18 protein-coding genes are annotated in these 22,323 nt (G+C 35.6%); 12 read left to right on the top strand and 6 right to left on the bottom strand.

Features of this window, described 5'->3' with window-relative positions:
- The 4 genes from BLS90_RS10010 to katG all read right to left on the bottom strand — a co-directional run.
- Nucleotides 1–274 (bottom strand): DUF4372 domain-containing protein (locus tag BLS90_RS10010; protein ID WP_139171408.1); only part of this gene is annotated, 274 nt, incomplete at its 3' end.
- Nucleotides 275–441: 167 nt separating this feature from the next.
- Nucleotides 442–981, bottom strand: a complete 540-nt coding sequence (locus tag BLS90_RS10005; RefSeq protein WP_091257513.1) for a DMP19 family protein — start codon at nt 979–981, stop codon at nt 442–444.
- A 69-nt stretch (nt 982–1,050) separates the two neighbouring features.
- Nucleotides 1,051–1,221 (bottom strand): hypothetical protein, encoded by a 171-nt coding sequence (locus BLS90_RS16875; RefSeq protein ID WP_175455465.1) that lies wholly within the window; start codon nt 1,219–1,221, stop codon nt 1,051–1,053.
- Nucleotides 1,222–1,721: 500 nt separating this feature from the next.
- The gene (gene katG, locus BLS90_RS10000) at nt 1,722–4,028 is read right to left on the bottom strand and encodes a catalase/peroxidase HPI (RefSeq protein ID WP_394331029.1); all 2,307 of its coding nucleotides are present in this window, start codon (nt 4,026–4,028) and stop codon (nt 1,722–1,724) included.
- An 808-nt stretch (nt 4,029–4,836) separates the two neighbouring features.
- Here katG and metG point away from each other — a divergent pair.
- The 7 genes from metG (at nt 4,837) to BLS90_RS09965 (ending at nt 13,522) form a co-directional block, all read left to right on the top strand.
- Nucleotides 4,837–6,894 carry a methionine--tRNA ligase gene (gene metG / locus BLS90_RS09995; protein WP_091257497.1) on the top strand — a complete coding sequence of 686 codons (2,058 nt, stop codon included), beginning with the start codon at nt 4,837–4,839 and terminating at the stop codon, nt 6,892–6,894.
- 144 nt (nt 6,895–7,038) lie between these two features.
- A complete protein-coding gene (locus BLS90_RS09990; protein ID WP_091257496.1) occupies nt 7,039–8,481 on the top strand; it encodes a hypothetical protein in 1,443 nt (480 codons plus the stop codon).
- Between the two features lie 71 nt (nt 8,482–8,552).
- Nucleotides 8,553–9,470 (top strand): DMT family transporter, encoded by a 918-nt coding sequence (locus tag BLS90_RS09985; RefSeq protein WP_091257495.1) that lies wholly within the window; start codon nt 8,553–8,555, stop codon nt 9,468–9,470.
- Between the two features lies 1 nt (nt 9,471).
- The gene (locus tag BLS90_RS09980; protein WP_091257494.1) at nt 9,472–10,161 is read left to right on the top strand and encodes an HAD family hydrolase; all 690 of its coding nucleotides are present in this window, start codon (nt 9,472–9,474) and stop codon (nt 10,159–10,161) included.
- 286 nt (nt 10,162–10,447) lie between these two features.
- The gene (locus BLS90_RS09975; protein WP_091257493.1) at nt 10,448–11,707 is read left to right on the top strand and encodes an OmpA family protein; all 1,260 of its coding nucleotides are present in this window, start codon (nt 10,448–10,450) and stop codon (nt 11,705–11,707) included.
- 179 nt (nt 11,708–11,886) lie between these two features.
- On the top strand, nt 11,887–12,516 hold the full coding sequence (locus BLS90_RS09970; protein ID WP_091257492.1) for a chloramphenicol acetyltransferase: 630 nt from the start codon (nt 11,887–11,889) through the stop codon (nt 12,514–12,516).
- Nucleotides 12,517–12,622: 106 nt separating this feature from the next.
- Nucleotides 12,623–13,522: a histone deacetylase family protein gene (locus BLS90_RS09965; protein WP_091257491.1), complete on the top strand. Its 900-nt coding sequence runs from the start codon at nt 12,623–12,625 to the stop codon at nt 13,520–13,522.
- Nucleotides 13,523–13,601: 79 nt separating this feature from the next.
- Here BLS90_RS09965 and BLS90_RS09960 read toward each other — a convergent pair whose 3' ends face one another.
- Nucleotides 13,602–13,925: a single-stranded DNA-binding protein gene (locus BLS90_RS09960; protein WP_073352406.1), complete on the bottom strand. Its 324-nt coding sequence runs from the start codon at nt 13,923–13,925 to the stop codon at nt 13,602–13,604.
- A gap of 185 nt (nt 13,926–14,110) precedes the next feature.
- Here BLS90_RS09960 and BLS90_RS09955 point away from each other — a divergent pair, with 185 nt between their 5' ends.
- The 5 genes from BLS90_RS09955 to BLS90_RS09935 all read left to right on the top strand — a co-directional run bounded on the left by BLS90_RS09955 (nt 14,111) and on the right by BLS90_RS09935 (nt 20,155).
- Nucleotides 14,111–15,640, top strand: coding sequence for a bifunctional GNAT family N-acetyltransferase/carbon-nitrogen hydrolase family protein (locus BLS90_RS09955; protein ID WP_091257490.1), 1,530 nt, complete (start codon nt 14,111–14,113; stop codon nt 15,638–15,640).
- On the top strand, nt 15,637–15,984 hold the full coding sequence (locus BLS90_RS09950; RefSeq protein WP_091257489.1) for a hypothetical protein: 348 nt from the start codon (nt 15,637–15,639) through the stop codon (nt 15,982–15,984). The genes BLS90_RS09955 and BLS90_RS09950 overlap by 4 nt, the downstream gene beginning before the upstream one ends.
- 102 nt (nt 15,985–16,086) lie before the next feature.
- Nucleotides 16,087–18,396 carry a M28 family peptidase gene (locus BLS90_RS09945; RefSeq protein WP_091257488.1) on the top strand — a complete coding sequence of 770 codons (2,310 nt, stop codon included), beginning with the start codon at nt 16,087–16,089 and terminating at the stop codon, nt 18,394–18,396.
- 12 nt (nt 18,397–18,408) lie between these two features.
- Nucleotides 18,409–19,212 (top strand): Rossmann-fold NAD(P)-binding domain-containing protein, encoded by an 804-nt coding sequence (locus tag BLS90_RS09940; protein ID WP_091257487.1) that lies wholly within the window; start codon nt 18,409–18,411, stop codon nt 19,210–19,212.
- A 1-nt stretch (nt 19,213) separates the two neighbouring features.
- Nucleotides 19,214–20,155, top strand: coding sequence for a DMT family transporter (locus tag BLS90_RS09935; protein WP_245705083.1), 942 nt, complete (start codon nt 19,214–19,216; stop codon nt 20,153–20,155).
- Nucleotides 20,156–20,218: 63 nt separating this feature from the next.
- Here the strand turns inward: BLS90_RS09935 and BLS90_RS09930 are convergent, their stop codons facing one another.
- Nucleotides 20,219–22,282 carry a M13 family metallopeptidase gene (locus BLS90_RS09930; protein WP_091257486.1) on the bottom strand — a complete coding sequence of 688 codons (2,064 nt, stop codon included), beginning with the start codon at nt 22,280–22,282 and terminating at the stop codon, nt 20,219–20,221.
- Nucleotides 22,283–22,323: the final 41 nt, after the last annotated feature.

Raw genomic sequence — 22,323 nt, 5'->3', positions numbered from 1 at the left:
CATCTGCCAAAGTACTCTTTTTAGGAAGATGATTAATTCTAACAGTTTCCTCTTTACCTGACAAACCAAGCATTCCTTGAGCAACTTCGCGCAATGAATTGCATTTTTCTAAACAGCAAAAAACCAGACTAAATAAATGATCTTGACTTTTAAAACTTTTCACATATCTGTCTGAATCATATTTCTCAACAGCTTTCTGAACCATTGAATCATCTATTAAAGAAATCAGCTGTCCGAAAACAGACTTAGTCGAAAAATACTTATTTTTACCCATCGTTATTTGAATTTTGCAACTCTAAATTACGATTATTTTAAGAAGCCATTAATTTGGCTTCTTTTTTATCGGACAACAATGTTTAAATATAATATTATGTTGAAAAGACAATGGAGTACAACAGAAAAACACCTTTAAGACTTTTGACTTACGACTTTTGACTTAGTTTAGTCTCTTTTAATCTCATGACCCACAAATTCTTCTAAGGTTGCAAAAATGTAGTCTACAGAAAGGACTTCAAAATCGGGATGCGTTTTTAAGAAAGTAGCGTTCAAACTAATTAGGTTTTCCTCAATTTCAAAAAAAGTATCGTTGTTAAGTAAATCTCGGATAGGATTTACGCCTTCCAGCTTTCCTTTCAAGAATTTATTGAGCTTAACACTGCTCATTAATTTTACTTTTTTTGATTGTTGTTGAAACAACTCCAAATGCTTTTCGGCTCCAATTAATTCTAAACCTTCTTCTATTAATTCGTTCAGTTCTTTATCCCAACCAGAGTTAAATACAAACTGAGCAAAATTTCCTTCGGTATATTGTGAAGTATAATAATCCAAATAATAACTCATTATAGCATCTTCGTGAATCAAATCATCGTTTACGCCTTCCTCACGCATTAAGTTGATTACCGAAATATTAGAGTGAATGACATCTTGGAGATTCTCACTGTTCATTGCTGTTTCTGAAATAATTATTCTACCGAATTCCATACTTTTCATGTTTAAATACTAAAGTGCAAATTTCGGGTAAATTAGTACAGAAAAGAAATACATTATGATTTATATAGCATCAGATTCGTCACTATTCTTTTTCTGATTCATTTTTGTGACCAAAGCTTTCAAACGTATGGCTTTTTCTTTTTTTTCTTCCTGAAGGTTAGCCTTTTTCCGATTGAGCAATTTGGTATGCAAAGCCTTATTTTTAGTGTTTTTTTCAGGGCCTTTTGCCATAACTTACAGTCTTTATCTTTTAGGTTTACAAATTTAAATAAACGCATTCTAAGAATGGACTTCAATACGCACAGATTACAAATCTACGTTATGGAATTTTAATAGAAATCCTCTAAAAAACACAATATAGGAAGAAGAGATCGCTGTTATTTTAGCTACTTGTTTTTAATTAAAATTCAGACTAAGCAGTTGGACCTATTTAATGTCGTACTATAAAATGAGTGAAATAATATTTAACATAGGAGTCATATAAGCATTAAACCTTAAATGACCTTATTGTTGTTTAAGGTCCATAAGCCTAACAAATGAAACTTAAATGACTTATATGGTAAAAAAATGCACCATTGTTTTATTCTTATAGCTTATCTAATATGTGTGTTTGGTATTATTAAAAAAAACATTTTTCACAACCACTACCCCGTTGAAACTATAAGTTATAATAAAAGACAAAGCCGGCTCATAAATGAGCCGGCTCTGATTTCAATAAACCTAAGGTTAATTTATTTTTTTGCAGTAAAAAAATCAAGCATCATTACTTTATTCCATGCTGCCACGAAATCATAAACAAACTTTCCTTTAGCATCATCACTAGCATACACTTCTGCTACAGCTCTCAATTCTGAATTAGAACCAAAAATTAAATCTGCTCGAGTCGCTGTCCATTTTGCTTTTCCTGTAGTTCTGTCTTTTCCTTCAAATACTTCTTTTTCGTCATTAATTGCCGTCCAAACCGTATTGATATCGAGAAGATTTACAAAGAAATCATTAGTTAATTTATCTTTTTCTGTTGTAAACACACCATGTTGTGACCCATCATAATTGGCGTTCAATGCACGCATACCACCTATCAAAACAGTCATTTCGGGAGCTGTCAAAGTCAAAAGTTGAGCTTTGTCAACTAATAATGCTTCTGTAGCTACCGTATATTTCGTTTTCAAATAATTCCTAAAACCATCAGCTGTTGGTTCTAAAACCGCCATACCTTTCACATCAGTTTGCTCTTGGGTAGCATCCATTCTTCCGGGTGTAAAAGGAACTGTTACAGGAAAACCAGCATTTTTAGCCGCTGTTTCTACGCCATAAACCCCAGAAAGGACAATTAAATCAGCCATTGAAATTTTTCTAGAAGCACTTTTCGCATTGAATTTCTTCTGAATATTTTCAAGAACTGGTAAAACTTTATATAATTGTTTAGGATTATTTGCAGCCCAATGTTTTTGAGGCTCTAAACGGATTCTTGCTCCATTAGCTCCTCCTCTTCTGTCAGACCCACGGAAAGTAGAGGCAGAAGACCAAGCAGTTGAAACTAATTCATTGATTAATAAGCCAGACTTAGCTATTTCACCTTTTAAAGCCTTAATGTCTTTATCATTCACCACGTCATGGTTTAACGCAGGAATTGGGTCTTGCCAGATTAAATCTTCTGTTGGTGCTTCAGGTCCTAAATACGTAGTATTTGGTCCCATATCACGATGCGTTAATTTGAACCAAGCTTTAGCAAATGCTTTTTCAAACTCTTTAGGATTATCATAAAAACGCTTGGATATTTTAGCATACTCTGGATCAAAACGGAAAGATAAATCCGTTGTTAACATAGTTGGCAAATGTTTTTTTGTTGGATCGAATGCATCAGGAATAAACGCTTTTCCGTTTTTAGCAACCCATTGGTGCGCTCCTGCCGGACTTTTAGTTAATTCCCATTCGTTATCAAACAAGATTTTAAAAAATCCATAATTCCATTCTGTTGGCTTTCCAGTCCAAGTAACTTCTAGTCCAGACGAAATGGCATCCGTTCCTTTTCCTGATTTATATGAACTTTTCCATCCTAAACCTTGCTCTTCAATTCCGGCAGCTTCGGGGTCTGCACCAACATGACTCGCTGGTCCTTTTCCGTGTGTTTTTCCAAAGGTGTGCCCACCAGCATTCAAAGCAGTCGTTTCTTCATCATTCATCCCCATGCGTCCGAATGTTTCTCTAATATCTTTGGCCGCTAAAAGTGGATCTGGATTTCCTGCTGGCCCTTCTGGATTAACATAAATTAATCCCATTTGACTTGCGGCTAACGGTTTTTCTAATTCGCCTTCAACACTTCTGGCATGATCCAGCCATTTGTTTTCAGGACCCCAGTACACATTTGATTCTGGCTCCCATACATCCACTCTCCCTCCGGCAAACCCGTATGTTGGAAATCCCATAGATTCTAAAGCTACATTACCGGTAAGAATCATTAAATCTGCCCAAGAAATTTTGCTTCCGTATTTTTGTTTAATTGGCCATAATAATCTCCTAGCCTTGTCTAAATTCACGTTATCTGGCCAGCTATTTAATGGCGCAAAACGTTGTTGTCCTGCACGAGAACCGCCACGTCCATCACCAGAACGATATGTTCCTGCACTATGCCAAGCCATTCTAATAAATAAGGGTCCATAGTTTCCGAAATCAGCAGGCCAAAGATCATTAGATTGTGTCATCAAAGCTTCCAAGTCTTTTTTCAAAGCGGCATAATCTAATGTTTTAAATTCTTTTGCATAGTCAAACTCCTTTCCCATAGGACTTGACAAGTCAGAATTTTGACGCAGCACATCCAAACTCAATTGGTTAGGCCACCATTGTTTATTTTTATTAACTTGGCTACTCCCGTTTTGAGCGGGTGTTCCATACGATTTAGCAACCATCGTAGCTGAGTTCTCATATACATTTGCCTCTTTTGAGCCACTGGCTGTTTTTCCAGTAACAGGACACGTAGCTTCTTGAGCCATTCCTATTGCGGCTACAAACAAGCCGGTAAATAAAAATATTTTTTTCATATTATTAAAGATTATTTGTGGCAAATTTGGTTCTATTATAATTTAGATCTAAAGAACACGTACTGTTATTTATTATTTTGCTATAAGTTTTAATGATCAAAAACCGTTCAGTCATTGATATATCCAATATCAATATTAAATTAGCACCTATAAAATTTTAATAATCCCGAAATGGATAAGATCCCATGATTTGAATAGAATACACTAAAATAATGCATAGTGTTTTTCCCAATCTATTATCCCAAACAAGCTCAACTTTGTCCCACTCTTGTTCCTTTAAAATGAGTACCCTTTTAATTCAGAGTCCTATCGCAGCATTTTCAACTTGAATCTTTTAACCACAGTGAGAAATAAATTTTACAAACAAAAACAAGTAGCATTGCTTGCACAACGATGAACAACTATTTATCCTAAGTAACTCATAATTAATTATAAATTGTTTAGCCTAATTGATGAAAATTTCATTAAATCAAAGTAAATATAAAATTAAACAAATCGAAAAAAGAGATGAATTGTCCCGTTATTTGGAGTAACAAAAATATTGCTTTCCCAAATAAAGTAAAACATTTTTCAAAACATGTAAACTCTGTCATTTTGAAGGCTTAAATAATTACAAAACATCTTGAAAACTCGAATACCCTAGCCCCGATAGCAGTGAAAATCCTTTTTCTAAACGCTGTCAGGGTTCAAAACCCTGACAGCGTTGAAAAAGATTGCAACGGATAGCGGGAAATAGCTTCAAATAAAAATTCTATTCCTTATTTTTGCAGCTCGTTCTGAATTAATTTCAGAATCTAAAAATAATTTTATGATACAGAATCCAAAAAGATATACCATTACAGCGGCATTGCCTTACACGAACGGACCGATTCACATTGGCCATTTGGCAGGTGTTTACGTGCCTTCGGACATATATTCCAGATATTTAAGATTGCAGGGAAGAGACGTTTTGTTTGTTTGCGGAAGTGACGAGCACGGGGTGGCGATTTCGATGAAAGCCAAAAAAGAAGGCATTACGCCACAGGAAGTTATCGATAAATATGATGGAATCATTCGTAAATCATTTATCGACTTTGATATTTCTTTTGATAATTACTCTCGAACTTCGGCTAAAATTCACCATGATACGGCTTCGGAATTTTTTAGGACTCTATATGAAAAAGGGGATTTTATCGAACAAGTAACGGAGCAATTATACGATGCGAAAGCCGATCAGTTTTTAGCGGATCGTTTTGTAATTGGTACTTGTCCAAAATGCGGCAACGAAGAAGCCTACGGTGATCAATGTGAAAAATGCGGTTCCACGCTAAACGCTACGGATTTGATTAACCCAAAATCTACTATTACGGGAGAAACTCCGATCATGAAATCAACGAAACACTGGTTTTTACCATTGGATCGTTATGAAGATTTCTTGAAAGAATGGATTCTCGTTGGACATAAAAATGACTGGAAACCGAATGTTTACGGACAAGTAAAATCGTGGATTGACGGAGGATTAGAGCCTCGTGCGGTAACACGCGACCTCGATTGGGGAATTGATGTTCCCGTTGAAGGTGCCGAAGGAAAAAAATTATACGTGTGGTTTGATGCGCCAATTGGCTACATTTCATCTACCAAAGAATGGGCTTTGCGCGAAGGAAAAGATTGGGAACCGTACTGGAAAGATCAAGATACCAAGCTGGTTCACTTTATAGGAAAAGACAATATTGTTTTTCACTGTATCATTTTCCCTGCGATGCTAAAAGCAGAGGGAAGCTATATTTTGCCTGATAATGTGCCCGCAAATGAGTTCTTGAACTTGGAAGGAAATAAACTTTCTACGTCTAAAAACTGGGCGGTTTGGTTGCACGAATATTTGGAAGATTTTCCAAATCAGCAAGATGTTTTGCGGTATGCTTTGACATCAAACGCTCCTGAAACCAAGGATAATGATTTTACCTGGAAAGATTTTCAAGCGAGAAATAACAATGAATTGGTAGCAATTTTTGGAAATTTCATAAATCGTGTGGTGGTGTTGACCAATAAATATTACGAAGGAATCGTTCCAAGTCCGAACACATTTTCGGGAGTGGACGAAGCTACTTTGACCGAATTGAAAGCATACCCGGCAGTGATTTCAAGTTCGATTGAACGTTACAGATTCCGTGAAGCGTTGAGCGAATTGATGAATGTTGCCCGATTGGGAAATAAATATCTTGCCGACGAAGAGCCTTGGAAAATGGTAAAAACCGATCTAGGTCGTGTACAAACCCAAATGTATGTAGCGTTGCAAATTGCTGCCGCATTGAGTTCACTGTGCGAACCTTTCTTACCGTTTACAGCTAAAAAATTATCAAGAATTTTAAAAATAGAAAGTCCATTGTCATGGGGTACTGTTTCAGAAATTTCAGATTTAATCCCAGCTGGACACCATATTGGAGAAGCAGAACTGCTTTTTGCCAAAATTGAAGATGAGGAAATCCAAAAACAAATAGATAAATTGGAAGCTACAAAAACAGCGAATAAAGCCGACAACAAGGTGTCCGAACCACAAAAAGAAGCAATTCAATTTGATGATTTTGCCAAAATGGATTTGCGTGTAGGTACGATTATCGAAGCTTCAAAAATGCCAAAAGCAAATAAACTGCTAATTTTAAAGGTAGATACTGGAATAGATGTTCGCACGATAGTTTCGGGAATTGCAGAGAGTTTTTCGCCAGAAGAAATTGTGGGTAAAAAAGTAACTGTTTTAGTGAACTTGGCACCAAGAAACCTACGCGGCGTAGAAAGTCAAGGAATGATTTTGATGACTACAAATGCAGAAGGGAAATTAGTTTTTGTAAATCCGGATGCTGAAGCAGCGAATGGGGAGACAATAAATTAAGAAATAGTACATTAAACAAATTGCCACTAAATTAGTGGCAATTTTTCTTAAATAACTCTTCTAAATATTTTTTATTGAAATTTATACTTTTTGAACAAAAAAATAAGATATTAGCTAAAAAAAGAACCCTAACAAATATTTAATATGCTTAAAAATTTACTTCTTACTTTCGTGGTGTTACATGGCTTTGCATCATTTTCACAAGAATTAGTAATTGCAACCCCACTTGCATTAAAAAAAAATCGTGATGTTTTTCAGACCGTTAACAATGGCAATAAACAGGTCACTTTATTTGTTAGTGACAAAATAAAAGTAACAGCTATTCAGCTTAATGAAAAAATGAATATTGTTGATAGCATCTCTACAGAAAGACCTAATCCTAAAACTTATACCAATATGATTGGGTATAATTTTAGTAATGGAAATACCAGATTATTTTGGTCGTCTAATGATTTCGACGAAATGTTCACTCAATTGTATGATTTTACTAATCGTAAAGTTGAAACACGACAGCACACTTTGGTTTTTAAGGACGAGAAAGTTTTACAGAAATTCAGCAAAAATGAGAAATTTTATATTTTAACTGTTGTAAAAAAAACAAACACGCTCAAATTTCACATTTTTGATAAAGATGGGAAATATGAAGAAAAAAATATTGATTTAAGCAATTTTCATTTTTATACTTCACAATATGCTAAAACAACGCTTTACGGCATGTTTGGTGTTAATTTACTTCCTTTTGAAGCTCCTTTTACTTTACAAAATATCAATGTTGAAAATCCGACTTCATTGACAGACGCAGCTAAAAAAAGGAAATGTTATTTTAATGACAAACAACTTATAATAACATTTGATACCAATGTTGCTTTCACTCAAGTTGTCATTGTTGATTTAGTGAACTTCACTGCCGAAGAAAAAATTGTAAATAAACCTGCAATAGCCAAAGCTGAATTTGATAGATTAAATTCAAATTCATTTTATTTTGAAAATAAATTATATCAAATGAAAAGCGCGTCAGATTTAATTTATTTTACGATTAAAGACTTAAATGACAACATTATCAAGGAATACTTTGCCGATGACACTAAACCATTAGATTTTAAAAACTCAGATATTTACCAAGAAGGAGGAGATTTTGGAGGTGGAAAAAGAGTTTTGGAAAATACTTCTCAATTTATTCGAAAAGTAAATAATTTAAATTCGGGTTTAACTTGTTACAGCATTGATAAAAATACTTTAATTGTTTTTGGAGGAGTTTCTGCAGTTCAACAATCCGCTGGGCAAGCTGCTTTAGGTCAATTTGGTTTGATTGGTGCTTTAGTTTCTGCAATAGCATTTAATCCCACAATGGAAAGTTTTAATTCCTATTCTAACCGAAAAGTAGTAAAAGTGGAAGGACTATTTGATAAAGATGCAAATCATCTTGAAGGTGACTTACAACCTTTGGCATTTGATAAAATCCGGACATTTTTTGACAAAAACAATAATGTTTCATCACAAACTTTATTCAAAATGAACAGTACATACTATTTAGGGTATTACGATAATAAAACTTCCGAATATACCATTAGAAAATTTACTGATTAATAAAACAAAACGGACAACATACACATTGCCAAACTATTGCATGGCATTTTGTGTTTTATGAGATAAAAAACATGAAAGCAACAAAACCAAGATTAGCTTTAGCTTTTGGAATACTTTGTATTTCTATTTTTCCAATATTAGTAAAACTCAAACTTACTCCTGGATTAATTTCTGCATTTTACAGAATGGCCATCGCGCTAATGTTGCTTTTACCTTATGTACTTATTACAAAAAAATTTAAACTTCCTCAAAAAAAATACTTGATTTTGGCTGTGATTTGCGGCATATTATTCGCCTCGGATGTGGCGGTATGGAATATTGCCATTCAGCATTCTAGTGCTACTCAGGCTTCTTTACTGACCAATTTATCTCCGCTTTGGGTGGGGATTATTTCCTTTGTGTTTTTAAAAACTAAACCGGCAACTAATTTTTGGATTGGAACGATAGTGGCTTTGTTTGGAATGGCAATGTTAGTAGGTTTTCAGTTTTTTCTAGAAGTGGATTTTGATACTGCTTTCCTTTTGGCGGTATTATCAGGAGTATTGTATTCCATATATTTACTAGTAAGTAAAAAAGCCCTTTCCCAAATAGATGTACTTTCCTTTATGACCGTTAGTTTATTGGCATCCACCCTATATTTAGCGATAGTTTGTGTATTCACGAACGAACCTTTTTCTGGTTTTTCATATCTGGGATGGTTCGTTTTACTCATTCAAGCAGTGGTTTGTCAATTAATGGCATGGCTCTCTATTAGTTTTGCGACACAACACATGCGACCTACTAGAGTTTCGCTAAGTTTGTTAGGTCAAGCAGTTATCACCTCCCTTTTGGCATGGGTATTTCTAGATGAAAAAATCAACTTAAATATGATTATTGGTGGTCTTATTTTGCTATTGGGTATCCGAATTACCTTTTACACTAAAAACCCTTTTGATAAAAACAATAGTAAAAAACACAAAGAACATTGCTCTTTGATATTAAAAAAATAATATGAAAAATATAAAAGTAATCGCTTTTGATGCGGACGACACTCTATTTATAAATGAAACGTACTTTGCTGAAACCGAAGAAAAATTCTGCAGTTTAATGAGCGATTACCTGTCCAATCAAGGAATCTCTAAAGAACTTTTTAAAGTCGAAATTGATAATTTACGATTATATGGTTACGGAATCAAAGGGTATATTCTTTCCATGATTGAAGCTGCAATGTCCATTTCTAATCATACGTTGCCAATTGAAATGATCGCAAAAATCATCCAATACGGAAAGGAATTATTAGAGAAACCAATTGTATTATTAGACGGTGTTGAAGAAACTTTAGATGCATTACACGGAAAATATAAATTAGTGGTGGCCACCAAAGGTGATTTATTAGACCAACGAAGAAAATTACACAATTCTGGTTTGGGGCATTACTTTCATCACATTGAGGTAATGTCAGACAAGCAAGAAGTAGATTACACGGATTTGATTAAACGTTTAGAGATACAGCCATCCGAATTTTTTATGATTGGAAATTCTTTAAAATCGGATGTTTTACCGGTTTTAGCCATTGGCGGACACGCCGTACATATTCCGTTTCACACCACTTGGGCACATGAAAAAATTGATCATAAAGTCGTTCATGACAATTTTAGTGCTTTAGAAAAAATCACAGACGTTTTAAAACGATTGGAATAAGTATTTTCAATAGCAAAACTAAAGGAGATAAACTTTTATACGCTTGTTCATTATCCCCATTTTGAAATAAAATCTTTCGTTCAACTGGTTTTTGAATACAAAAAGACGATTGATCTGAAATTGAAAAAACTACTGAAATCACCAAAAATCTGACAAAAACTTCTATAAAAAAATACTAAACAGTCTGTTTTTATAGAATTAAAACGAATCGTTATATAATTTACGCTTTAAAATTTATCATCCAACTATGTGCTGTAGTTTTGTAAAAAAATTAAAAAATTACCACATGAAAAAAATCATACTTAGCCTAGCTTTTGGTGCAACTATTAGTACAATGAGTGCACAAACTGAACCTGTAAAAAGTAGTGAAATGGATTATAACAAATGGTCTATTGAATTTGCGGGCGGTGTCAACAAACCACAGCAACCAATGACTGCAGGTTATTTTACGTCTACACCAAGTGCTTTTGTAGCAGATCTTGGCGTTAGATACATGTTCAACAACAAATTTGGTTTGAAAGCGGATGTAGGATACAATAGCTTCCAAGCAAAAAAAGAATCTATTGATTTCGAAACAAATTATTACAGAGCAAATTTACAAGCCGTTACCAATTTAGGAAGAATATTGAACTTTGAGACTTGGACTAAATCAATTGGTTTGTTATCCCATACTGGTTTTGGTTATGCTCAGTTAAGAAATAAAGACAATGACATCCAAGACAAGATGGGTAACTTTATTACTGGTGTAACTGGACAAATTAAACTGAGCAACAGATTGGCATTAACCGGAGATTTTACGACGATTGTTAATTTCAGCCAAGGAACTGCTTTTGATGGAGCCAGCCTTACGCCTGAAGCACGTGGTTTTCAAGGAATCCTATTTAACGGTACCGTAGGTTTAACCGTTTATTTAGGTAAAAACGAAAAACATGCGGACTGGGTAATCGACAATGAAAAAGAAATCGAAGAGTTAAGACAAAAAATTACTGCCATTGAAACTTCAATGTTAGACACTGATAAAGATGGAGTAGCTGATTATTTAGATCAAGAAGCAAATACGACTGAAGGGGCGCTGGTTGACACCAAAGGAAGATCAATTGATAAAAACAATAATAATGTTCCAGACGAGACTGAAGCTTACATCTTGAAGAATTATGCTAGCAAAACTGGGGACAGTACCGTAGTTTATGATAACGAACTAATTAAAAGTTTAATTAATGGAGGTTATGTTGCTGTTTATTTTGACTTTAACAAAAGTACTCCAACTAATGTTTCTACAGAAGGAACTGATTTTATCTTAACCTACTTGAGAAACAATCCTTCCGCTTCAGTTGACATTATTGGTCATGCTGACGAATTAGGAAGATCGGCTTACAATGACAAATTATCTAATGCAAGAGCTAAAAATGTTAAAAACACGTTAGTAAAAGCTAATATTGATGCATCAAGATTAAATGTAATTGCTGCTGGTGAAGACACTTCAGTAAACAAAGATTCTGAAAGTGCTAGAAAACTGGTTAGAAGAGTTACTTTCACAGTGAAATAATTTACTTTTTTGTTACAACAAAAAGCCCTAAAGGAATTTTCTTTTAGGGCTTTTTTGTACGTAATTTATATTTTAGTAAAATCCTATTTTACATTTTTAGATTTAAAAAAAGTTCTTGAAATGAATTTCTGGTTTAGGAAGATTAGAAGTACTTTTGAAAAAATTAAAATCCTATCCTCTTGAGAACACTTTTAGACCTAGAAAATTGGAACAGAAAAGAACATTTTCAATTCTTTAAACAATTTGAAGAACCTTTTTTTGGTGCCACCGTCGAAATTGATTGTACCAAAGCTTATGCTTCAGCAAAAATCTTAAAGACCTCCTTTTTCACTTATTATTTATACCATACCTTAAGAGCAGTAAACACAATTGAATCATTTCGGTATCGAATTGCTGATGATCAAATATACGTTTGTGATCAAATTAATGCTTCGGCCACCATTGGCCGTGAAGATGGCAGTTTTGGATTTTCTTTAATGGAATACAATTCTGATTTTTCAGTTTTCGCAGCAAGTAGCACCAAAGAAATCGAACGAATACAGACCACGACTGGACTTTTTACTCGAAACTTTGACGATGATAATGTCATTCACTTTTCGGCGATTCCTTGGCTGGATTTTAGCTCGTTATCACATGCCCGTAGTTATACATTTCCAGATAGTTGTCCTAAAATCTCTTTTGGAAAAATGAAAATTGCTGATAACGGAAAAAGAACCATGGCAATGTCTGTTCATGTGCATCATGCCTTGATGGACGGTTTCCATGTAGGTCAATTTGTGGATTGTTTCCAAGAGTTAATGAATCAGTAAAAAATAGGATAGAAAACGCTGCCAAACTAACTTTTAAAAGTTCCTATACACCCCGTTTTTTTGACACCAGCGTTGAAGATTGAACTTTAATAAAATAATCTTTTTTATGTTTCCGATAGCTTTTCATCCCATATACCAGCATCCGTTGCCAGAAGGACATCGCTTTCCCATGTTGAAATATGAATTGCTACCACAACAATTAGTGTACGAAGGAACCGCTTCACCATCTGATTTTTTTGAACCTGAACTATGTGATTTAGATTCTGTTTTAGCCATTCACAAACCAGATTATGTTAATGATTTGCTGCATCTGGCCCTAAATGCAAAAGCAGCAAGAAAAATTGGATTTCCACTTTCTAAAGAACTAGTGCAACGCGAACTAGTAATCGCCCAAGGAACTATTACTGGTGCTCAAAAATCATTTGACACAAAAGTGTCTTTTAATATAGCAGGTGGAACACATCATGCGTACGCTACTCATGGAGAAGCTTTTTGTTTGCTCAATGATCAAGCCATTGCTGCTCAGTTTTTACTAGACCACAACATGGCTAAGAAAATTTTAATTATCGACTTAGACGTGCATCAAGGCAATGGATCGGCTGCCATTTTTCAGAACAATCCGCATGTCTTTACCTTTTCTACGCATGGTAAAACCAATTATCCTTTCAAAAAAGAAACCTCTAATTTAGATATTGCTTTCAACGATGGGACAACGGATGAGGAATTCCTCCATACCATTGCAAGTGTAATTCCGAAATTAATAGCGACCCAAAAGCCCGATTTTATCTTTTATTTAGCGGGAGTTGATATTCTAGCTACGGATAAATTAGGAAAGCTAGGCTGCTCCGTGGAGGGCTGTAAAAAAAGAGATGAACTGGTTTTTGAACTTTGCTCAAAACACCAAATTCCTGTACAAGTTTCTATGGGTGGTGGCTACTCTCCTGATATAAAAACGATTATTGAAGCGCACGCCAATACCTATAGAGCGGCAAAAGATATTTTTTAAAAAACTTTTCAGACCCCTAATGGATCAAAAAAAAAGGCACGAACTTCTTATACAGAAATTCGTGCCTTTTAAAAATAATCTATTTTCCTAAAAGCAACACCTCATTGGCAACGATTTCAGTTACATAGCGTTTTTCGCCGTTTTTATCGTCATAACTTCTGTGGGTTAGTTTTCCTTCGATACCTATTTCCTTCCCCTTAGTCACATATTTTTCAATAATATCAGCTGTTTTCCCCCAAGCAGTAACCCGATGCCATTCCGTTTGTTCTACTTTATCGCCGTTCTCTTTATAATAGACATCATTTGTGGCTATGCTAACAGTTGCTAATTTTTTTCCTCCTTCTAAAGTTTTTACTTCAGGATCTTGACCTACTCTTCCGATTAATTGTACTTTGTTTTTCATGGCGTGTAAATTTATATATTAGTGTTTATAGTTATTTTGTTAAAACGTTCTTTCGAATCAACAGGGCAAAGATGCAACAGGTTCAAATCTTTATTCGGTTGCTAACTATTTACTTTCGGTTGTAACTATTTGTAACCGTTTGTAAATGGAATAATTTAGTTATATTTGTTATAAATCACATTATTATGCAAGCCAAAATAAACAAGGTAGAATTACGAAATCTGAAAATTGATGACTACAAAGAACTAAAAAAATCTATGGTAGAATCATATCCAGAAATGGTTGGTTCCTACTGGAGAGAACACCATATAGAAAAATTATTAAGCATTTTCCCAGAAGGGCAGTTAGTAATTTTAGTAGATGGAAAAGTAGTAGGTTCTGCATTATCCCTAATTGTTGATGAAAGTTTAGTCGACAAAAATCATAATTATTCAGATATAACTGGAAAATATACTTTTTCGACACACAATTCAAAAGCAGATGTTTTATATGGTATAGACGTTTTTATTCACCCTAATTACAGAGGACTGCGTCTGGGAAGACGATTGTATGACGCCCGAAAAGAATTATGTGAACAACTGAATCTGAAAGCCATCGTCTTTGCTGGAAGGATTCCTAATTACGGTCAACATTCGGATACACTCACTCCCAAGAATTATATTGAAAAAGTAAAAAGAAAAGAATTACATGATCCCGTTCTTTCGTTCCAGTTGAGTAACGATTTCCACGTAATCAGGGTAATGAAAAATTATCTAGAAGGCGATACCGACTCTAAGGAATTTGCGGTTTTACTAGAATGGAACAACATTTATTATGATGAAAGTCCCAAATTGATCAACCTCGAAAAAAGTGTTATCCGATTGGGGTTAGTTCAATGGCAAATGCGTCAATTGAATAATCTGGAAGCTTTATTCGAACAATGTGAATTTTTTGTAGATGTCGTTTCTGGTTACGGTAGTGATTTTGCATTGTTTCCAGAACTTTTTGCCGCGCCTTTAATGGCCGATTACAACCATTTATCTGAGGCAGAAGCAATACGAGAACTAGCCAAACATTCAGAACCAATCCGCAAACGCTTTCAAGAATTAGCCATTTCGTATAATATTAACATCATCACTGGAAGCATGCCATATTTAGAAAAGGGCACGCTATACAATGTAGGTTTTCTATGCAAAAGAGATGGAACATCAGAGATGTATGCCAAAATTCATGTGACTCCAAATGAAGTACAACATTGGGGAATGACGGGTGGATCGCAAATCAAGACGTTTGACACCGACTGTGGAAAAATAGGCATTATGATTTGCTATGATGTGGAATTTCCTGAACTATCCAGATTAATGGCTGATGAGGGCATGAATATTTTATTCGTTCCCTTCTTGACAGACACTCAAAACGCCTATACCAGAGTCAAGCATTGCGCACAAGCCAGAGCCATAGAGAACGAATGTTATGTAGCTATAGCTGGCTGTGTAGGGAATCTCCCTAAGGTGAACAACATGGACATTCAATATGCACAATCAGCCGTATTTACCCCTTCTGATTTTGCTTTTCCAAGCAATGGAATCAAAGCCGAAGCTACTCCAAATACCGAGATGACGCTGATCGTAGATGTAGATTTGGATTTGCTAAAAGAACTTCACGAGCATGGAAGCGTTCGAATTCTAAAAGACCGCAGAACTGATTTGTACGACATCAAAAAAATAAATCTATGAAAACCTGCTTAGAATGCGGAGAGAAAATTGTAGGCCGCGAAGACAAAAAGTTTTGCACCGACGGTTGCCGCAATGCCTACAATAATAAAATAAATAAAGACAGCACAAATTTTATGCGCAACATCAACAATAAGCTGCGCAAAAATTACCGCATTCTATCTGAACTAAATACCGAAGGAAAATCAAAAACTACGAAAGCAAAACTTTTTAGTAAAGGATTTGATTTTCAGTTTTTTACTAATATCCTACAAACCAAAACAGGGAACACGTATTATTTTCTCTACGATCAAGGGTACATGGTTTTGGATAATGATTTCTATATGCTAGTCAAAAAAGATATTTAATGTTATAATTCCAAAATCTACCCCACCAAAATGAAAAAAGATTTTTCCTCCATTTTCGTCGTTCTGTTCATTTCCCTAATTCTGGGGCTGCTATTCTTTACGATGCTGCCACAATGGACATCTGACAAAGAAGGTTCTCTTACTGATTTTTCGACTAAAAGGGCCACGAACCTAGTAGCAGCTATTTCAAATAAACCGCATTATGTGGGTTTACAAAATCACGAAGTCGTCGCCAACTATCTCGTTAGAGAGCTCAAGAAGTTAGGATTACAAACTTCCATTCAGGAAGGATATACGCTCAGCGACTGGGGTAATCTCGTTAAGTCCAAAAATATTTTGGCTCGCATAAAAGGCTCCAATAATTCCAAAGCCTTATTATTACTTTCCCATTATGATAGCGCTCCTCATTCCTACTCACCAGGCGCAAGTGATGCTGGCTCAGGTGTTGCAACCATTTTAGAAAGTGTTCGCGCCTTTTTGTACAATAAAACTCCACATAAAAACGACATCATTATTCTATTTTCGGATGCTGAAGAATTAGGGTTAAATGGTGCTGCTCTCTTTGTGACGCAACATCAATGGGCAAAGGAAATAGGTTTAGTTCTGAATTTTGAAGCACGTGGTTCTTCTGGACCAAGTTACATGCTGATGGAAACCAACAAAGGAAATGCAGGATTAGTCAAAGAGTTCGCTGCGGCAAAGGCTACTTTTCCAGTCTCAAACTCGCTAATGTACAGCATTTACAAGATGCTACCCAACGATACTGATTTAACCGTGTTTAGAGAACAAGGTAATATCCAAGGCTATAATTTCGCTTTTATAGATGACCATTTTAATTATCATACGGCACAAGATGACATCAATCATTTAAACAAAAACACCTTAGCACATCAAGGTTCTTACTTGATGCCATTGTTAAATTATTTTTCAAATGCCAATTTAAACGCTACACAAGCCAGCGAAGATTATGTTTATTTCACCCTTCCCTTCACGTTTATAAGTTATCCCTTCAGCTGGGTTTTACCTATGGTTCTGCTCGCCTTAGTCTTATTTATTTTTCTATTGTTTTTAGGAAGAGCCAAACGCATTTTGTCCTTACGGGAAATTGGGAAAGGGTTTATTCCTCTCTTTAGCTCCCTGCTTTTAAGCGGACTAATCACTTTTTATGGATGGAAAGGCTTACGGATTGCCTATCCGCAGTACAACGATTTACTCAACGGATTTACCTATAACGGGCACGCTTATATTGCTGCTTTTGTGTTGCTTGCTTTAGCGATAAGCATGGCTTTTTATCATTTTTTTTCACAACGAAGGGTAACTATCAATCACTTTGTAGCCCCATTGTTCCTTTGGATTATCATCAACGGAATTGTCGCGTTTATAGTACCTGGTGCAGGATTTTTGATTATTCCCATTTTCTTTGGCCTCTCTGTTTTTGGTATTTTTATTGTGACTCAAAAAACGAATAAACTAGTAAATCTGTTTTTAAGTATTCCTGCGCTACTAATCATAGCGCCTTTTATCCAAATGTTCCCAATCGGTTTAGGCCTTAAAGTATTGTTTGGAAGTGCTATTCTTACCGTTTTGACCTTTGGCTTATTGCTTCCCGTTTTTGGGGCTTTCGCCAAAAAGGGAATCTGGGCTTTGACATTTTTCGTGCTTTCCATTGGCTTTTTTGTGAAAGCACATTCTGAATCCGGCTATGAATTTGGTAAAGCGAAATCAAACAGTTTATTATACGTCTATAATGCGGACACGGACAAGGCCAGTTGGGCCACTTATGATACTAATCTGGATTCCTGGAACAAAAGCTACTTAGGTGAAAATCCTAAAGAAGCGTCCTCTTTAAATGAAATTCCGTTATTCAGCAAATACAATTCTGGGTTTACATACGCTGCGAATGCCCCTAAAAAAGAGCTTCAAAAACCGACTATCGAATTCCTAGAAAACCGATTGGTAGGCAATCAAAGGTTTTTGAAAATACGAATTACTCCAAATCGAAATGTCAATCGGTATGATATTTTTGCCAATGAAAAAATGACCATTCATAATTTCAAAGCAAATGGAGTAAGTACCTTAGGACAGAAAAATTCATTGTATGAGCGTAAAGGAAAAAAAATATTGAGTTATTATGTGGTTGGAAATGCACCTTTAGAAATGCAATTTAGTTGTAATGCTTCAACGATTGTAGATATGGAGCTACTAGAAAGTTCTTTTGATTTAATGTCAAACCCATTATTTGAAATAACTAAAAGAGAAAATTGGATGATGCCTACTCCTTTTGTTTTAAACGATGCGGTGGTTATTAGACAAAAAATAAAGCCAAGTACGGTAATTGTGGACAATCGCTTAAATCCTACTCCAGTAAATCCTATTTCAAAAGTTGTAAAAGACAGCCCAACAATCCAATAATTAAAGGTAATAATGACAAAAATTAGTATTCTGGGTTGCGGTTGGTTGGGTATGCCTTTGGCGAAAGCCTTACTGCAAAACAACTTTTTAGTAAGCGGATCAACGACCTCTGAGGATAAATTAAAAGTTTTAGAACATCAAGGAATCATGCCTTTCTTGATTGCGCTTTCAGAAAATGAAACTATTGGAAACGTGACTGCTTTTGTAGAAAATTCTGAAATTCTGATTATAGATATTCCTCCAAAACTTCGAGGTTCAGAGAATGAAAATTTTGTATCCAAGATTAAAAATATGATCCCGTATATAGAGAGATCGCTAATTAAAAATGTGATTTTTATAAGTTCAACTTCGGTTTACGGAGATTATCCTGCTCTTGTATCAGAAGAAACAGTACCTCAACCAGATACGGAAAGCGGCAAGCAATTACTGCAAACAGAACAACTTTTACAAAACAATAGCCATTTTAAAACTACAGTATTGCGTTTTGGAGGTCTAATTGGCGATGACCGTCATCCCATAAAATTTCTGGCGGGGCGCGAAAATTTAGACCAGCCTAATGCGCCTATAAATTTAATCCATCAAGAAGATTGCATTGGTGTCATTCAAAAAATTATAACTACGCATGCTTGGAATGAAACTTTTAATGCGGTGGCGCCCTTTCATCCCTCACGTGAGCAATATTACACACAAATGGCCGTTGATTTGAATTTGGCCTTGCCAAAGTTTACTTCTTCAACTAATTCAGTTGGAAAAATAATTTTAAGTGGTCGTGTAGAAACGGTTTTAAAGTATACTTTTGCAAAACCAAATTTGTAACGTGAGAACTAAAATTAAGAATGTTGTTTCGTCGAAAGTTAGCGCTATTGGATTGCCTATATTGGCTTTGTGCTGGGTTAGTTTTTTTTGGGGAACCACTTGGATTGCTTCCAAAGAAGGCGTAAAACACATGCCTGCCTTGCAACTTGTAGCCATTAGACAGTTTCTTGGCGGTTTCCTTTATATTGCCTATTTTCTACTTAAAAAAGCACCTTGGCCAAAAGGGAAGCAGTGGAAAACGATCATCATTTTAAGCATCCTTAATTTTGTATTAAGTAACGGTTTAAGCACTTGGGGAGTTAAATATATAAGCAGTGGTCTTGGTGCCATTATTGGCGCAATTGTTCCTTTATGGATTGTCATCATCACTTTTTTTAGAGGCGAACGCCTGTCTCGCCTGTCCGTTGTTGGTTTAATCATAAGCTTTAGTGGTGTTTGTGTCATTTTTTACGACCATTTAAGTGACTTTTTAATTCCAAGTTTCAGATTTGGGATTATAATTTCGATAATTTCCACCTTGACTTGGGCATTCGGAACACTTTATACCAAGAAAAAAGCAGCCACTTTTAATCCTTATTTTAGTTTGGGTTTACAAATGTTCCTATCCAGTATTCTAGTTTTTGCATACACTGGTGCCACCGGAATAGCCGTGCCTTTAGGCGAAATTCCTGCGATTTCGTGGTGGTCGATTGCCTACTTGGTAGTCTTTGGTTCTATTCTTACTTTCATCGCTTTTATTTATGCCCTTCAAAACTTACCTGCAGCAATCAGCACCGTATATTCCTATATCAATCCAATTATAGCTGTATTATTAGGCGCTTTAATCTTTGGGGAAACCCTGAATGCAGCTATTGCAATAGGAGGAAGCGTTACTTTATTTGGATTGTATTTGGTTAATTATTCATTGCGAAAAGCCCGTAAAACGAGTACTGAAACCCTATAAAAACAAAAATCCCATTCGACTCAAATGACCGAATGGGATTTTTTATTAGATTTTTAAAACTGATTACCAGATTCTAACTCTTTTTTCTGGTGCAATGTACATGCCGTCATTTGCTTTGATATCGAATGCTTTATAGAACGTATCTATATTTTGCAAAGGAACATAAGCACGATACATTCCAGGAGAGTGCGGATCTGTTTTTACCTGGTTTTTCAACGCTTCATCACGCATTTTTGAACGCCAGATAGTCGACCAAGAAATAAAGAAACGTTGTTCTGGAGTATAGCCGTCAATTAATCCGGGATTACCATTTTCTTTCAGGTACAATTGTAAACCATCGTATGCCGCATTTACTCCACCTAAATCACCAATATTTTCACCTAACGTAAATTTACCATCTACGAAAGTTCCAGGTATTGGTTCCAAAGCGCTGTATTGAGCAGCAAGTGCTCCAGTCAAAGCTGAGAATTGTTTCAAATCATCGGCAGTCCACCAGTCTACTAAGTTGCCTTCCGCATTGTAACGGGAACCTGAATCATCAAAACCATGTGATATTTCATGCCCAATAACCCCACCGATTCCACCATAATTTACGGCTTCATCTGCTTGGTAATTGTAAAAAGGCGGTTGTAAAATAGCAGCTGGGAATACAATTTCATTGTTAGATGGATTGTAATACGCATTTACAGTTTGTGGAGACATTCCCCATTTCTCCTTATCAACTGGCTTATTCAATTCGGCTATATTTTCATTGAAACGCCATAAAGCCATACTTTTTGAATTCTCAAAATAGGTTCCACCTTCTTTTGGACTTTTAATAGTCAAAGCTGAATAATCTTTCCATTTGTCAGGATATCCAATTTTAATTCTTGATTTATGCAATTTAGCAAGCGCACTTACTTTAGTTTCTGCAGACATCCAAGACAAATTATTGATTCTGTTTTCGAAAGCTAAGAAGATGTTCTTGATCATTTTCTCCGCTTTGGCTTTGGCTTCAGCCGGAAATTTTTTCTCCACATATAATTTACCTAAGGCTTCTCCAACCGTTCCGTTGATCGTTTGCAAGGCTCTTTCGTCACGTGGTCTTTGACTTACTGCACCGGTTAATGTTCTTCCGTAAAATTCCCAGTTGGCATTTTCAATCTCAGTAGACAGTTGACTAGAAGCTCTATTTAATAAACTCCAACGCATGTAGGCTTTCCAGTCTTCTACTTTATTTTCTTTGAAAATAGTTTCTAGCGCCGTCATGTATTTGGGTTGCGATACAATTACGGTATCTACTTTAGCCAAACCAATTTTTGTGAAATAATTATTCCAATTGATTGACGGAGTTAATTTACTCAAATCACTCAATGTCATAGGATTGTATGACTTACGACGGTCTCTGCGCTCAACTCTGTCTAACCTTGGTTTCGACATCTCAGTTTCAAGAGCTAGAATTTTCTCTGCGTTTACTTTAGCAACGGCTGGGTTATCGCCCAGATATTGCAACATTTTAGCCACGTGCAAAACATACTTTGCCCGTTTCTCTTTAGAATCGGCATCATCAGAAACATAATAATCTCTGTCTGGTAAACCTACGCCGCCAGGACCTAAGTTAATCACATTTCTACTGCTATTCTTCGCATCTGTTCCTACGCCAGCACCCATAAATCCGATGCCGCCAATAGGTTCCATTTCAATTAATAAGGCTTCTAAATCTTTAGCGTTTTTAACCGCGTCAATTTTCTTAAGATAGGGTTTCAAGGGAGCAATACCCATCTTATTTCTTCCTACAGTATCTAATATCGATTTGTACAAGTTAATTGCTTTACCCTGATCGGTATTCGATTTGTAGCTTGGATTTGTTGTGGCTTCTTTTAAAATTGCCAATGCATCCGCATCGGTTCTTTGACGTAATTCATCAAAGCTACCCCAACGGGTTCTGTCTGCTGGAATTGCTGTATTATCCAACCAAGTTCCATTTACATAACGGAAGAAATCATTACTTGGTTTTACCTTTTTATCCATGTAATTTACATTGATACCTGGTTCCTTAGCTGCAGGAGTAGTTTGCGCTTGACTCACCGCAAAACCCATGATTGCGGGAATCACAAAAAGCAGTCGCTTATTGCTGTTTTTCTTCATTTTTTTTAGTTTTTTAGTTAACCTCACAAAGCTATCAATAA

The organism is Flavobacterium omnivorum (genome assembly GCF_900099915.1).
Taxonomy (GTDB): Bacteria; Bacteroidota; Bacteroidia; order Flavobacteriales; family Flavobacteriaceae; genus Flavobacterium; species Flavobacterium omnivorum.
Note: the sequence above shows the minus strand (reverse complement) of the source record. Positions and strands in the feature narration are given on the sequence as shown.